The organism is Xanthomonas arboricola, assembly GCF_003353015.1.
Classification (GTDB): domain Bacteria; phylum Pseudomonadota; class Gammaproteobacteria; order Xanthomonadales; family Xanthomonadaceae; genus Xanthomonas; species Xanthomonas arboricola_E.
Map to the genome: position 1 here is coordinate 373627 of NZ_QREM01000007.1, position 13480 is coordinate 387106.

Consider the following 13480-nt stretch of genomic DNA (forward strand, 5'->3'; position numbering starts at 1 on the left):
ACGAAGCCGTTCCCGGCGAGGTGGTGATGATCGATCTGCAGGCGTTGAAGGACGAGCTGGCACGGTTCGGTAGCGACAACGATGCGCAGCAGCTGGCGCGCGACCGGCGCATGCTCAACATCACGCCCGACACCGGGCAGTTGCTGGCCGTGCTGGTGCGTGCCAGCGCTGCGCGGCGCGTTCTGGAGATCGGCACCTCCAACGGGTATTCGACGCTGTGGCTGGCCGAAGCGGTCGCCGCAATCGGTGGGCATGTCACCACGGTGGAACATGCGGCCGACAAGGTGGCCCTGGCGCAGGCCACGCTGGCGCGCAGCGGCCTGGCGGCATCGGTGGAGCTGGTGCACGGCGATGGCGGCGCGTGGCTGGCCCAGGCCGCCAGCGCCAGCATCGATCTGGTCTTCCTGGATTCGGCGCGCGGCGAGTATGTACGCTGGTGGCCGGCACTGCGCCGCGTGCTGCGCAGCGGTGGCCTGCTGGTGGTCGACAATGCGCTGTCGCATGCCGACGAACTGGCACCGTTCAGCGCGCTGCTGGCGGACGATCCGGCAGTCACCTGCAGCGTGGTGCCGGTGGGCAAGGGCGAGTTGCTGGCGGTGTGCGGCGGTGCCTGAGCGTGCAGCGCTGGCCTGCCACGACGCACGTCTTCAAGGTGCGGGACCGGCGCGCGCCAGATGCGCTGCCGGCGCCGGGGGCGGTCAATCGCGCAGGGGCGCGGCGGCGCAGTGGCATGCGCTGCCCACGGCGCGGATAATCCGCCGGTGAGCACATCCCCCAAGCACTTGCAGATTCTCCACCAGGACGCGGTCCTGGCCGTCGTCGACAAACCCGCCGGCCTGATGGTCCACGACAGCAAGCTGGCGCGTGGGGAGGACGACTTCCTGGCCGACCGCCTGCGCGAACAGCTGGGCCGGCCGATCTTCCTGGTGCACCGGCTCGACCGCGCCACCAGCGGCTGCCTGCTGCTGGCGTTCGATCGCGACGCCGCCAGCGCGCTGGGCAAGGCCTTGATGGCCGGTGAAGTGGAGAAGGACTATCTGACGGTGTGCCGCGGCTGGCCGGCCGAGGAGCGCTTCAGCGTCGACCACGACCTGGACGGCGGCCCCGGCAAGCCGGTCAAGAAGCCGGCGGTGACCCACTTCCAGCGCCTGGCCACCGGCGAGCTGGAGATCCCGTCCACCGGCTTTGCCACCTCGCGCTATGCATTGCTGCGCTGCCAGCCGCAGACCGGGCGGTTCCGGCAGATCCGTCGACACATGAAGCATCTGTCGCACCACATGATCGGCGACACCAGCCATGGCGACGGCCGCCACAACCGCAGCTTCCGCATGCTCGGCATCCACCGCATGCTGCTGCACGCCGAGCGCCTGGGCTTTCCGCATCCGGCCGATGGGCGGCGCATCAGCGTCACTGCGCCGCTGGATGTGGAGTTTGCGAAAGCCTGCGCATTGTTCGGGTGGGAGATGGCGGGGTTGGGAGTCACGCCGACGGCGTGATGGGGCGTGCCTGGTGCAGCGATCGGGACGTCCACTCGGCCTGCAAGAACGCTGTGCAAGCGTCCCCTCACCCCAACCCCTCTCCCGCAGGCGGGAGAGGGGCTCAGGTGCGACGCTCGCTGCTTGCCTTCCTGGCTTCCTGGCCTTCCTGGCCTTCCTTACCTTCCTTTTTTACCTTCCTTACCTTCCTTAGCTTTCCTGCGTTCCCTGCGCTCCCGCGTTCCCCGCTCGCTTCCTAGTTGCTCCCTAGTTGCTCCCTAGTTGCTCCCTAGTTGCTTCCTTCCCCCGCTTGCGGGGGAAGGTGCCCGAAGGGCGGATGGGGGCAGGCCCGCCACTGTGCCCTCAGGCCAACAGCGCTCCCGACGGAAGCGGGGCAGCTTTGGTCAGCGCAAAAGCGGGGGCACTGCGTCAATCGGCAACGCACTCACCCCGGATCCGCAACCGCTGCAGCAAACATGCCGTTGCGCTTCCCCAATCCAGACTCCCGACTCCCTGCCCTTCAACGCTTCTGCGCCGCCGCCGCCGGCTCGTTGACGATCTTCTCCAGATCCTTCTGCAAATCGGCAAACAGCGGCAGCATCTTCTGCTGGATCGCGCCCATCAGGTTCTGGGTCAGCGCCGGGGTCTTGTCCAGCAGGCTCTGGCCGGCCGAGCTCTCGTAGAACTCGGCCATGGCCAGCACGTCCTCGCGCGAGAACGAGCGCTTGTAGATGTCCACGTACATCGGGCGCAGCTCCGACCACGACAGCGCCTTGCGCACGGTCTGGCGGGTACGCTCCTGGATGCGCTGCAGCTGGGCCTGCTGGTCGGCGTCGAGCTGGCGCTGGGCGGTGAGCTGGGCGAATTGCTGCTGCTGCATCGCTTCGATCTGCGGCAGCATCGTGTCCAGCATGGTCTGCGCGCGCGAGGCGGCCAGCAGACGGTTGATGTCGGCATCGCTGGGCGCCTGCGCAAACGCGGCGGGCGTGGCCAGTGCCAGCGCGGCCAGCACGATCAGGCGGCGCGCCAGGGCGCGGGTGGCGGCAACGGAACGGGGTGGGGTCATCGGAGCATCCTGCAGGTTGGAGAACCGGCCGCAGCATACGGGAAGCCGGCGTTCGCGCGCGCGTCCATGCCGGTGCCGATACAATCGGTCCGAATGGCCAGCGACCCGATCCAGATCACCCCCAGCCTGACGATCCCGCCCAGCGAGATCGTCGAGCGCTTCGTGCGCGCCAGCGGCGCGGGCGGGCAGAACGTCAACAAGGTCTCCACCGCGGTGGAGCTGCGTTTCGACGTGGCCGGGTCGCCGTCGCTGCCCGAACCGTTGCGTGCGCGCCTGCTGTCGCGGCGCGACCGGCGCATGACCGCCGAGGGCGTGCTGGTGATCGACGCGCAGCGCTTCCGCACCCAGGACCGCAACCGCCAGGATGCGCGCGAGCGGCTGGCCGAGATCATCAGTGCCTGCCTGTCGGTGCCCAAGCGCCGGGTCGCCACCAAACCGAGTCATGGTGCCAAGCTACGGCGGCTGGATGCCAAGCGTGAGCGCAGTCATATCAAGCGTGGACGCTCTGCGTCCCACTGGGAGTAAGCGTGAGTCACACCGACCCGTCGTTGCCACCGGTAACACAGGCCAACATCCTGCTGCAGCCCTCTCCACCCAGAATGCCCCGTGCCCACGGCCGCTTCGGCCGCTGGCTGGGGCGCACGGCACTGCGCCTGACCGGCTGGCGCCTGCTCGGACGTCTGCCCGACGAACCCAAGCTGGTGATGATCGTCGCCCCGCATTCGTCCAACTGGGACGGCTTCCTGGGCTTTGCGGCCAAGTTCGCGCTGGGCTTCGATGTGCGCGTGCTGGGCAAGGCGCAGCTGTTCTGGTGGCCGCTGGGCCCGCTGCTGCGCAAACTCGGCGGCATCCCGCTGGACCGCAGCTCGCCCCAGGGCACCATCGGCCAGGCGGTGCGGCTGATCCGCAATTCCGAGCAGATGTGGTACGTGATCACCCCCGAAGGTACCCGCAAGCGGGTGGAGCACTGGAAGGCCGGCTTCTGGAAGATCGCCGCCGATGCCAAGGTGCCGATCCTGCCGGTGTATTTCGACTACCCCAGCAAGACCGTGGGCATCGGCGAGCCGTTCTGGACCGGCGCCGACATGGCCGCCGATATCGCCGCCATCCGCACCTGGTACCGGCCGTGGCGCGGCAAGCATCGCGATACGTTGTGAGCAGGCCGCTGCGGTCGGCAGGTCGCTTACGCATCGGTGTCGAAGGGCGGGGCGTGCGCGTGCAGGTGCTGGCAGGCGCGACCTTGCGTGCCGATCCCGAGTGCCGATGACCGATCGCCAGGACCACCTCCGTCTGCCGCCGCGCGGGTTTTTGTCGCTCCCGGTCGCCTGCATCCATGCCTGGCGTCGCCAGGCACGGTACGACCTCCATCGAGGGAACACCATGATTGGCCTGTCCGCACGTGCAGTGTGTCTGTCGCTCTCCCTCCTGCTTGCTGCCGGCCCTGTACTGGCAGCCACGCCGATGCTGGTGATCCACGGCGGCGCCGGGGTGGAGAGATCCAGCCTTTCCAGCGAGGAACAGGCGCAGGCGCGCGAGGCGATGCAACGCGCGCTGCGCGCCGGGCATGCGGTGCTGCAACGAGGCGGCACCGCGGTGGACGCGGTAGCAGCCACCATCACCGTGCTGGAGGATGCGCCGCAGTTCAACGCCGGGCGCGGCGCGGTGTTCACCCATGACGGCAAGAACGAGCTGGATGCCGCGATCATGGATGGCGCCACCGGCAAGGCCGGCGCAATCGCCGGCGTGCACACGGTCAGGAACCCGATCCAGCTGGCGCGCAGCGTCATGCACCATTCCAGGCACGTGATGCTGATCGGTGATGGCGCCGAACAGTTTGCGCGCGAGCAGGGCGTCACGCTGGTCGACCCGAGTTACTTCCGCACCGACAAGCGCTGGCAGCAACTGCAGAAAGCGCGCAAGGCCGAGGCCGGCGACCGCCAGGCACAGGCCGAACTGGATCTGGAAACCGCCAAGCACTTCGGCACCGTGGGTGCGCTGGCACTGGATCGCGACGGCCACCTGGCCGCCGGCACCTCCACCGGCGGCATGACCAACAAGCGCTACGGCCGTGTCGGCGATGCGCCGATCATCGGTGCCGGCACCTACGCCAACGGCCAGTGCGCGGTGTCCGGCACCGGCTGGGGCGAGTTCTACATCCGCGCGGTGGCGGCCTACGACATCTGCGCACGCATGAAATACGCCGGGCAGTCCCTGCAACAGGCGGCCGAGGCGGTGATCGACCAGCAGATTCCCGAGGCCGGCGGCGACGGCGGCGCCATCGCGCTGGATGCGCAGGGCAATGCCGCATTCCCGTTCAATACCGAGGGCATGTACCGCGGCTGGATCGGTGCCGACGGCACCCCGCACGTTGCCATCTTCAAGGACGAGACGCTCTGACGCGTGGGCTTGCCGGTGTGCCGGGGCCACTATCCGACGCCTGTCGACCGATTGCGGCCTGCGCAGTTGACCGTGGGGAGCCTTGCACCCCCGGCGCCTTGCCGCATCGCCCACGACGTGCCGGGCGCGCCGACCAGGCATGCGGTCGCGTCGACGGCATGCCCGACCGGATTCATCCTCCCAATCCAACGGCACATGCCGGCGTTGCGCAAACCCGCTAGCGTGGCCGGCTGCACTACCCACTCAGGAATCACACGCCATGTCGCGTACCGTCGTTCTGGCCGCTGCCATCACCCTGGCACTGGCCGCTTGTTCCGGAAAAGAGCCGTCCGGTAAGGAATCCACCACCGTGCCCGAAAAGACCGCCACCACCCCGGCCGCGGATGCCGCGCCGAACCCGCTGCTGACCGCCAGCACGCTGCCGTTCCAGGCGCCGCCGTTCGACAAGATCAAGGACGCCGATTACCTGCCGGCCTTCGAGGAAGGCATGCGCCTGCACCTGGCCGACATCCGCAAGATCGCCGACAACCCCGAGCCGCCCAGCTTCGCCAATACCATCGAAGCGCTGGAGCGCAGTGGCGAAACGCTCACGCGCGTGTCGCGCATCTTCTTCGGGCTGGTGCAGGCCGACACCAGCGACGCACGCCAGAAGATCCAGCAAGAGATCGCGCCCAAGCTGGCCGCGCACCAGGACGAGATCAATCTCGACCCGAAGCTCTTTGCGCGGGTCAAGACCATTTACGACCAGCGCGACACGCTGAGCCTGGAGCCGGAGCAGAAGCGTCTGGTCGAGCGCGACTACGAAGAACTGGTGCGCTCCGGCGCGCAGCTCTCCGACGCCGACAAGGCCAGCCTGCGCAAGCTCAACGTGGAAGAAACCACGTTGTCCACGCAGTTCCATACCCGTCTGGTTGCCGCCTCGGCCGCCGGCGCGGTGGTGGTGGACGACAAGGCCAGGCTCGATGGCCTGAGCGAGGGCGATATCGCCGCCGCCGCCGATGCGGCCAAGGCGCGCAAGCTCGATGGCAAGTACCTGCTGACCCTGCAGAACACCACCCAGCAGCCGGTGCTGGCCTCGCTGAAGAATCGCGAGCTACGCGCCGAGGTGCTCAAGGCGTCGGAAACGCGTGCGGAAAAGGGCGATGCCAACGACACCCGCCAAACCATCCAACGCCTGGCGCAGCTGCGCGCACAAAAGGCCAAGCTGCTCGGCTTCGACAACTACGCCGCCTACAGCCTGGGCGACCAGATGGCCAAGACCCCGGACGCCGCGCTCAAGCTGCTGACCGACACCGTGCCGGCCGCCACCGCCAAGGCACGCCGCGAAGTGGCCGAAATGCAGAAGGTGATCGACGCACAGAAGGGGGACTTCAAGCTCGCCGCGTCCGATTGGGATTTCTATGCCGAGCAGGTGCGCAAGGCCAAGTACGACCTGGACGAGGCGCAGATCAAGCCGTATTTCGAGCTGGACAACGTGCTGCAGAACGGCGTCTTCTACGCCGCCACGCAGCTGTACGGCATCACCTTCAAGCAGCGCACCGACATCCCGACCTACCACGCCGACATGAAGGTGTATGAGGTGTTCGATGCGGACGGCACCTCGATGGCGCTGTTCTACACCGACTACTTCAAGCGCGACAGCAAGTCCGGCGGTGCGTGGATGGACGTGTTCGTCGAGCAGGACGGTCTTGCCGGCACCAAGCCGGTGGTCTACAACGTCTGCAACTTCACCAAGCCCGCTGCCGGGCAGCCGGCACTGCTGAGCTTCGACGACGTCACCACGCTATTCCATGAGTTCGGCCACGCCCTGCACGGCATGTTCTCCAAGGTGACCTACCCCTCGATCGCCGGCACCAGCACCTCGCGCGACTTCGTCGAGTTTCCCTCGCAGTTCAACGAGCACTGGGCCTCCGATCCCAAGGTCTTCGCCAACTACGCCAAGCACTACCAGACCGGCGCAGCGATGCCGGCCGCGCTGGTGGAAAAGATCAAGAAGGCCGAAACCTTCAACAGCGGCTATGCCACCACCGAGTACCTGTCGGCCGCGCTGCTCGACCTGGCCTGGCACACCCAGCCGGCCGACGCGCCGTTGCAGGACGTGAGCAAGTTTGAAGCCGACGCGTTGAAGCGCTTCAAGGTGGACCTGGCCGAAGTGCCGCCGCGCTACCGCAGCAGCTATTTCGACCACATCTGGGGCGGCGGTTATTCGGCCGGGTATTACGCGTATTTCTGGTCGGAAGTGCTCGACGACGACGCGTTCGAATGGTTCAAGGAACACGGTGGCCTGACCCGCAAGAACGGCGACATCTTCCGCGCCAAGATCCTTTCGCGCGGCAACACGGTCGACCTGGCCACGTTGTATCGCGATTTCCGCGGCAAGGACCCCACCGTCAAGGCGCTGCTGGAAAATCGCGGTCTGACGGAGTGAGTGACCGGGGAATGTGCATGCGTCGTTGGCGCATGCGTGTGTAGTCGCTGCAGCCAGCAATCGCAACGGGATGGCCACGCGCCATCCCGTTTTTGTTTGTGGATGGTGCATCAGGTGATCGCGGCGCGCTGCCACTGCCTGTGGTGCTGGGTCGTTCGCCGTTTTGGTTGCTACTCCCGCAGCACGACTGGCGATGGCGGAGCAGTCGCCGAAGCAGCATGCGACGTAACGACCCGGCGGGTGCCATGCCTTTCGTCACTTCCACCGGCCCGGCACGCAGGCGCATCTTCATCAGGCCATCGCCCGCCCCCCCCCATTCAGACCAATAGGTGCCTCATGAGCCAAGCCACTCCGACCGCCTCACGTCTGCAACGCGCTGCGCACTGGTCGCGCAAGGAGTTGCTGCCCTTGTTGGTGCTGCTGGTGCTGATGACCGCAGCACGTTCCTCGTTTGCCAACCACTACCAGGTGCCGAGCGGCTCGATGCAGCCCACCCTGGAGCCGGGCGATCGCGTGGTGGTGGACATGCATGCCTACGGCTGGCGATTGCCGTTGAGCAACCGCATCCTCGTCGATGGCGATCGGCCACAACGTGGCGCGGTGGTGGTGTTCGATTCGCCGCGCGATGGCACGCGCCTGATCAAGCGTGTGGTGGCGGTGGCAGGCGACCGGGTCGATTTGATCGACGGCCATCTGCAGATCAACGGCAAGCCGCTGGGAGTTGCGGGTGGCGATGCCGAACGCTTCGGCGCGCACCTGGCGCAGTTGAATCTCGGCAATGGCGGCGGGCCGAACATCGCCGGGCTGACGGTGCCGCCCGGCAAGCTGCTGATGCTGGGCGATCACCGCGGCAACAGCCTGGACGGGCGTTACTTCGGACTGGTCGATGCAGTGGCCGTCTATGGCAAGGCGGTGGCGGTGTATTACCGGCGTGGCCAAGGCCTGGAATGGCAGCGTCTGTGATCGGCGACGCTGCCTGCTTCACGTCGACCATGCGCGTCTGGATTCCCAGCTGCGTTGGATGCGCACCGCGCAGCTGATTCTGCAGCTCACCCCGGCACGCGATGCCGCGATGCAGGCGCCGATGGCGTCGTTGGCGCATGCATCGGTCGCGCACGCTGCACGCGCATACGCTGCCGCCGTCAGTCGGCCAATGACCGGGTCGCCACCGGGCCATCCGAGGCCTGCGTCGCCGCATCCTGGCGCCACCAGCGCAGGCGATTGCCGGGCGCTTCCAGATCCACCCGCTCGCCCATGCGCGGCGTCGCCAGCACAACGCCGGCGCCGTCTGCCAATGCCACGATCCGGTCCAGCGGCTCCTGCCACGCGTGCATCGCCAGGTCGAAAGTGCCGTTGTGGATCGGCAGCAGGGTTTGCCCGCCCACGTCCAGGTACGCCTGCAGGCTCTGCTCCGGTTGCATGTGCACGTGCGGCCACTGCGGATCGTAGGCGCCGTTTTCGATCAGCGCCACGTCGAACGGACCGAGCTGTTGGCCGATGGTCTTGAAGTGCGGGCCATAGCCGCCGTCGCCGCTGAAGAACAGGCGCAGCTCGCGCTCCTGGATCGCCCAGGAACACCACAGCGAACGCCCGCTGTCGAACACGCCGCGCCCGGAAAAATGCTGCGACGGGGTGGCGGTGAGTTGCAGGCCATCGATGTTGATCGTGTCCCACCAATCCAGCTGGCGCACCTTGGCCGGGTCCACGCCCCAGCGCACCAGCAGATCGCCCACGCCCAGGGGCGCGACGAACACGCCGACGCGGTCGGCCAGGGCACGGATGCTGGCGCGGTCGAGGTGGTCGTAATGGTTGTGCGACAGGATCACCCCGGCCAGCGGCGGCAGCGCGTCCAGCGCAATCGGCGGCGCATGAAAGCGCTTCGGCCCGGCGAACGGCACCGGCGAGGCGCGCAAGGAGAACACCGGGTCGGTCAGCCACAAGCCGCCGGCCAGCTTCATCAGCACGGTGGAATGGCCCAGGCGATACAGGCTGCGGTCGGGCGCGGCAAGCAGCTGCGCGCGGCTCAGCGGCTGCACCGGCAGCGGCGCCGACGGCACCGTGGTGCCGGGCTTGTCGAAGAAGAACCTCCACATCAGGCCGATCTGCTCGCGCAGGCTGAGCACGGTGGTCGGCAGCGGCACTGCATTGCGGAACCGGCCATCGCGGAACTGCGGCGAAGCGGCATAGCGGGAAGGGCGAGGAGAAGCCATGGGGGAGTCCGACCGGGCAGGGAAATGACAGTGGCGAAGTTACACTGGCCAGTGTAGTTTCGTCGGGCTGAAAGTAAACTGTCCGGTGTAAAATGATCCGATGTCCACCGCATCTTCTCCCTCGACCGCGCCGCGGCGGCTGACCGACCGCAAGCGCCTCGCCATCGTCGAGGCGGCCATTGCCGAGTTCCGCCAGCATGGTTTCGAGGCCACCAGCATGGACCGCGTGGCAGCCACCGCGGGCGTATCCAAGCGCACTGTCTACAACCACTTCCCCAGCAAGGACGCGTTGTTTGGCGAGATCCTGCGCGGGCTGTGGCGGCGCAGCGCCGATGCAGTGAACCTGGTCTACCGGCCCGACCAGCCGTTGCGTGCGCAGCTGATCCAGCTGCTGCAGCAGAAACTGCACCTGCTCGACGACCCGGCGTTCATCGACCTGTCGCGTGTCGCCATTGCCGAAGGCATCCACTCGCCCGAGCGTGCGCGCGAACTGATCGCGCAGTTGGGCAGCAAGGAAGAAGGCACCACCACCTGGGTGCGTGCCGCACTGGCCGACGGCCGGCTGGCAGGCGTGGAGCCGGAGGTCGGCGCGCAGCAACTGCAGGCATTGATCAAGGGCTTCGCGTTCTGGCCGCAGATCGCCATGGGCCAGCCGCCGCTGTCGCCACAGCAACGCACGCAGGTGGCCGAATCGACGGTGGCGATGTTCCTGGGCCTGTACGGGCGCGCGTGATTGCCTGCAAGGCGCGTGCAGACGTGACGCGCCACCTCGCGCAACGACGCCGCGCCGTGTTTCAGCGCTGCCTTGTCACTGCGGCGACGGGCCCGCACCCAGCCCGGCGGCAGTGGCGGCCGGCTGGCCGCGTTGGCACCAGGCCACCATCGGCGAGGCCATCACCGTGGTCACCAGCGTCACGCCGAACAGCAACGTGAACAGGTCCGGGCCGATCGCGCCGCTGTCCAGGCCGATCGTGATCACCACCAGTTCCCATCAGCCCGCGTGCGTTCATCAGCGAACCCACGCTCAGGCTGTCGCGGATGCGCGCAAGCAGCGGAAACGCAAGCTCAGCCGCGACGCGCACTCACGCGCACACCGCAGGCGAAGGGCTCATCGCTCCGAATCGCCACTCTCGTCATACCCGCGCGGGCTGAACAGGTCCGGCTGGATCAGCTCGATAAATGCGCGCGCCTGTGGCGAGAGATACTTGCCCTTGCGCACCACCACGCCATAACTGCGGGTGGGAAAATAGTCCTTCAGCGAGCGGGTGGCGAGTGTGTCGCGGTCGGCCTCGGTGACGCAGATTGCGGTGACGATGGAGATGCCCATGCCCATCGCCACGTATTGCTTGATCACTTCCCAGCCGCCCACTTCCAGCGCCACGGTGTAGGGCACGCGCGCCTGCTGGAAGATCAGGTCCACCAGCCGATAGGTCACCTGCCGGCGTGGCGGCAGGATCAGCGGATACGGCGACAGGTCCTGCAGCGTGACCGTGGACTTGCTGGCCAATGGATGGTCGGGTGGGGTGATCAGCAGTTGTTCGAAGCGATACACCGGCGCGTAGTTGAGGTCGGCCGGCACGTCCAGCATCGAGCCGACCGCCAGGTCCACCGCATCCTCGCGCAGCAGGTCGGTGCCGTCGGCGCTGATGGCGTTGTGCAGGGTCAGGCGCACGTCCGGGTGGCGCGCGCGGAAGTTCGCCACGATGCGCGGCAGCAGGTACAGGATGGTGGAGCTATTGGCGGCGATATTGAGCTCGCCGGCATCCAGGCCGCGTACCTTTTCGCGAAAGCTGGCCTCCAGCCCGTCCAGGCTTTCCACCAGCGGCAATGCCATGTCGTAGAGCAGCTGGCCCTCGCGGCTGGGCGCCATGCGCCGCCCCGAGCGCTCGAACAGCGCCACGCCCAGGTCGCGTTCCAACGCCTGCAACTGCAGGGTCACGGCCGGCTGGCTGACATACAGCGCCTCAGCCGCCCGTGAGACAGAGCCCAGTCGCACGGTCTGGCAGAACGCGCGCAAGGGCTTGAGGCGATCGGATTTGTAGGAAAATCGAGGGGTTGGCGCCATTTTCGGGAGTTCGATCGAACTGTATAAGCACTGCTTATTTACTGCATTGATAAAACTGCTTTGTCAAATAGTTATATGCGGCGCACGGTGCAGGTCCGGACGCACAAGGACTCATCGACATGTCTGCCACCGCATTTGCCCCACGTCCCACCGAACGCGCCACGCCCGGCCTGGCGCTGACCACCCAGGTCGCAGGCCAGGCGGAACTGCTGCCGGCCGCCTTGCTGGCCTTGCTGGTCTCGCTGCACCGCGCGATCGAGCCCGGCCGCCAGCAGCGCCTGGCCCGGCGGCGCGCCCGCCAGGCCGAATTCGACGCCGGCCAGCTGCCGGACTTCCGCCCCGACACCCAGGCCATCCGCGCTGGCGACTGGCGCGTGGCCGCATTGCCGGCGGCGCTGCAGGACCGCCGGGTGGAGATCACCGGCCCCACCGATCCGAAGATGGTCATCAACGCGCTCAATTCCGGCGCCAAGGTGTTCATGGCCGACTTCGAGGATTCCACCGCGCCGACCTGGCGCAACCTGCTGGCCGGCCAGCGCACGCTGGCTGCCGCGGTGCGCGGCGATCTCAGCTTCGATGCGCCCAACGGCAAGCATTACGCGTTGCGCCCGGAAGCCGAGCGCGCAGTGCTGATCGTGCGTCCACGTGGCTGGCATCTGGATGAGAAGCACGTGCTCATCGACGGCCAGCCGCTGGCCGGGGGACTGTTCGACGCGGCGGTGTTCGCCTTCCATAACGGCCGCGCGCTGCTGGCCAAGGACCGTGGCCCGTACCTGTATCTGCCCAAGTTGCAGAGCATGGAAGAAGCCGCGCTGTGGGAGACCGCGCTGGCGCATATCGAAGCGATGCTCGGCCTGCCGCATGGCCAGATCAAGGTGACCGTGCTGATCGAGACGCTGCCGGCGGTGTTCGAGATGGACGAGATCCTGCACGCATTGCGCGAGCGTATCGTCGGGCTCAATTGCGGCCGCTGGGACTACATCTTTTCGTACCTGAAAACCTTTCGTGCGCATCGCGATCGCGTGCTGCCCGAACGTGGCCAGGTCACCATGACCCAGCCGTTCCTGAAGGCGTATTCGGAACTGTTGATCAAGACCTGCCATCGCCGCGGCGCGCATGCGATGGGCGGCATGGCCGCGCAGATTCCGATCAATCACGACGAGGCCGCCAACGAGCAGGCAATGGCGCGGGTGCGTGCCGACAAGCTGCGCGAGGTCAGCGCCGGGCACGACGGCACCTGGGTGGCGCATCCGGCCTTGATTCCGGTGGCGATGAAGATCTTCGACGAGCACATGCCCACCGCGCATCAGCAGCATGTCCTGCGCAACGACGTGCAGGTGACGCGCGACATGCTGATCGCGCCGTCGCCGGGCACCGTCACCCGCGCCGGTTTCGAAGGCAATGTCGAAGTCTGCGTGCGTTACCTGGCCGCCTGGCTGGACGGCAATGGGTGCGTGCCGATCCACAACCTGATGGAAGACGCCGCCACTGCCGAGATCAGCCGCGCGCAGCTGTGGCAATGGTTGCATCACGGCCAGCACCTGGACGATGGCACCGCGATCGATCAGCCCTTGTTGCAGGCCACCTTGCGTACGTTGCCGGCACGCCTGGGCGCGACCGATGCACTGCCGGGCGCCGCGCGCATCGACGAGGCCATTGCATTGCTGGACACCCTCAGCCGCGCCGATGCGCTGGCCGATTTCCTCACCGTGCCGGCATATCGCCTGATCGACTGAGCCAACGCTGCAGCGACCCGCCGGCGTCCGCGCGCTGTCGCTGCAATCCATCAAGGTCATGCACCACACCGCCCGTTGCGCCGATGCGCGCAACGACGGCCTT

At 67.2% G+C, this 13480-nt stretch carries 12 protein-coding genes and 1 pseudogene; 9 read left to right on the forward strand and 4 right to left on the reverse strand.

The genetic code is table 11. The annotated features are described in order from the left end of the window. Positions 1-26: 26 nt before the first annotated feature. Positions 27-614, forward strand: coding sequence for an O-methyltransferase (locus tag C0541_RS05015; protein ID WP_115046316.1), 588 nt, complete (start codon positions 27-29; stop codon positions 612-614). 60 nt (positions 615-674) lie between these two features. Next, a complete protein-coding gene (locus C0541_RS05020; protein WP_238601268.1) occupies positions 675-1496 on the forward strand; it encodes a pseudouridine synthase in 822 nt (273 codons plus the stop codon). 499 nt (positions 1497-1995) lie between these two features. Here C0541_RS05020 and C0541_RS05025 read toward each other — a convergent pair whose 3' ends face one another. Next, positions 1996-2541, reverse strand: coding sequence for a DUF2059 domain-containing protein (locus C0541_RS05025; RefSeq protein WP_115046319.1), 546 nt, complete (start codon positions 2539-2541; stop codon positions 1996-1998). Between the two features lie 93 nt (positions 2542-2634). Between C0541_RS05025 and arfB the strand changes: the two genes are divergently transcribed. The 5 genes from arfB (at position 2635) to lepB (ending at position 8329) form a co-directional block, all read left to right on the forward strand. After that, positions 2635-3066 (forward strand): alternative ribosome rescue aminoacyl-tRNA hydrolase ArfB, encoded by a 432-nt coding sequence (gene arfB / locus C0541_RS05030; RefSeq protein ID WP_115046321.1) that lies wholly within the window; start codon positions 2635-2637, stop codon positions 3064-3066. 2 nt (positions 3067-3068) lie between these two features. Next, positions 3069-3698 carry a lysophosphatidylcholine acyltransferase gene (locus C0541_RS05035; RefSeq protein WP_115046323.1) on the forward strand — a complete coding sequence of 210 codons (630 nt, stop codon included), beginning with the start codon at positions 3069-3071 and terminating at the stop codon, positions 3696-3698. Between the two features lie 223 nt (positions 3699-3921). Beyond that, positions 3922-4938 carry an isoaspartyl peptidase/L-asparaginase family protein gene (locus tag C0541_RS05040; protein WP_161959889.1) on the forward strand — a complete coding sequence of 339 codons (1017 nt, stop codon included), beginning with the start codon at positions 3922-3924 and terminating at the stop codon, positions 4936-4938. Between the two features lie 259 nt (positions 4939-5197). Next, complete coding sequence (gene dcp / locus C0541_RS05045; protein ID WP_161959890.1) at positions 5198-7366, forward strand: peptidyl-dipeptidase Dcp; 2169 nt, start codon at positions 5198-5200, stop codon at positions 7364-7366. A 336-nt stretch (positions 7367-7702) separates the two neighbouring features. After that, on the forward strand, positions 7703-8329 hold the full coding sequence (gene lepB, locus C0541_RS05050; protein ID WP_115046327.1) for a signal peptidase I: 627 nt from the start codon (positions 7703-7705) through the stop codon (positions 8327-8329). Positions 8330-8508: 179 nt separating this feature from the next. Here lepB and C0541_RS05055 read toward each other — a convergent pair whose 3' ends face one another. After that, positions 8509-9576, reverse strand: coding sequence for an MBL fold metallo-hydrolase (locus tag C0541_RS05055; protein ID WP_115046328.1), 1068 nt, complete (start codon positions 9574-9576; stop codon positions 8509-8511). Positions 9577-9676: 100 nt separating this feature from the next. Here C0541_RS05055 and C0541_RS05060 point away from each other — a divergent pair, with 100 nt between their 5' ends. Further along, the gene (locus C0541_RS05060) at positions 9677-10309 is read left to right on the forward strand and encodes a TetR/AcrR family transcriptional regulator (RefSeq protein WP_115046330.1); all 633 of its coding nucleotides are present in this window, start codon (positions 9677-9679) and stop codon (positions 10307-10309) included. Between the two features lie 75 nt (positions 10310-10384). Here the strand turns inward: C0541_RS05060 and C0541_RS05065 are convergent. Beyond that, positions 10385-10613 (reverse strand): annotated as a pseudogene (locus C0541_RS05065) (cation:proton antiporter); the annotation flags it as partial. A gap of 71 nt (positions 10614-10684) precedes the next feature. Next, positions 10685-11641 (reverse strand): LysR family transcriptional regulator, encoded by a 957-nt coding sequence (locus tag C0541_RS05070; protein ID WP_115046332.1) that lies wholly within the window; start codon positions 11639-11641, stop codon positions 10685-10687. A 119-nt stretch (positions 11642-11760) separates the two neighbouring features. Here C0541_RS05070 and aceB point away from each other — a divergent pair, with 119 nt between their 5' ends. After that, complete coding sequence (aceB, locus tag C0541_RS05075) at positions 11761-13377, forward strand: malate synthase A (protein ID WP_115046335.1); 1617 nt, start codon at positions 11761-11763, stop codon at positions 13375-13377. Positions 13378-13480: the final 103 nt, after the last annotated feature.

Coding starts and splice junctions, on each gene's coding strand:
- C0541_RS05060 (WP_115046330.1), top strand. CDS start 9,677: ATGTCCACCGCATCTTCTCCCTCGACCGCGCCGCGGCGGCTGACCGAC.
- C0541_RS05070 (WP_115046332.1), bottom strand. CDS start 11,641: ATGGCGCCAACCCCTCGATTTTCCTACAAATCCGATCGCCTCAAGCCC.
- aceB (WP_115046335.1), top strand. CDS start 11,761: ATGTCTGCCACCGCATTTGCCCCACGTCCCACCGAACGCGCCACGCCC.
- lepB (WP_115046327.1), top strand. CDS start 7,703: ATGAGCCAAGCCACTCCGACCGCCTCACGTCTGCAACGCGCTGCGCAC.
- C0541_RS05020 (WP_238601268.1), top strand. CDS start 675: ATGCGCTGCCGGCGCCGGGGGCGGTCAATCGCGCAGGGGCGCGGCGGC.
- C0541_RS05055 (WP_115046328.1), bottom strand. CDS start 9,576: ATGGCTTCTCCTCGCCCTTCCCGCTATGCCGCTTCGCCGCAGTTCCGC.
- C0541_RS05025 (WP_115046319.1), bottom strand. CDS start 2,541: ATGACCCCACCCCGTTCCGTTGCCGCCACCCGCGCCCTGGCGCGCCGC.
- dcp (WP_161959890.1), top strand. CDS start 5,198: ATGTCGCGTACCGTCGTTCTGGCCGCTGCCATCACCCTGGCACTGGCC.
- C0541_RS05015 (WP_115046316.1), top strand. CDS start 27: ATGATCGATCTGCAGGCGTTGAAGGACGAGCTGGCACGGTTCGGTAGC.
- C0541_RS05040 (WP_161959889.1), top strand. CDS start 3,922: ATGATTGGCCTGTCCGCACGTGCAGTGTGTCTGTCGCTCTCCCTCCTG.
- arfB (WP_115046321.1), top strand. CDS start 2,635: ATGGCCAGCGACCCGATCCAGATCACCCCCAGCCTGACGATCCCGCCC.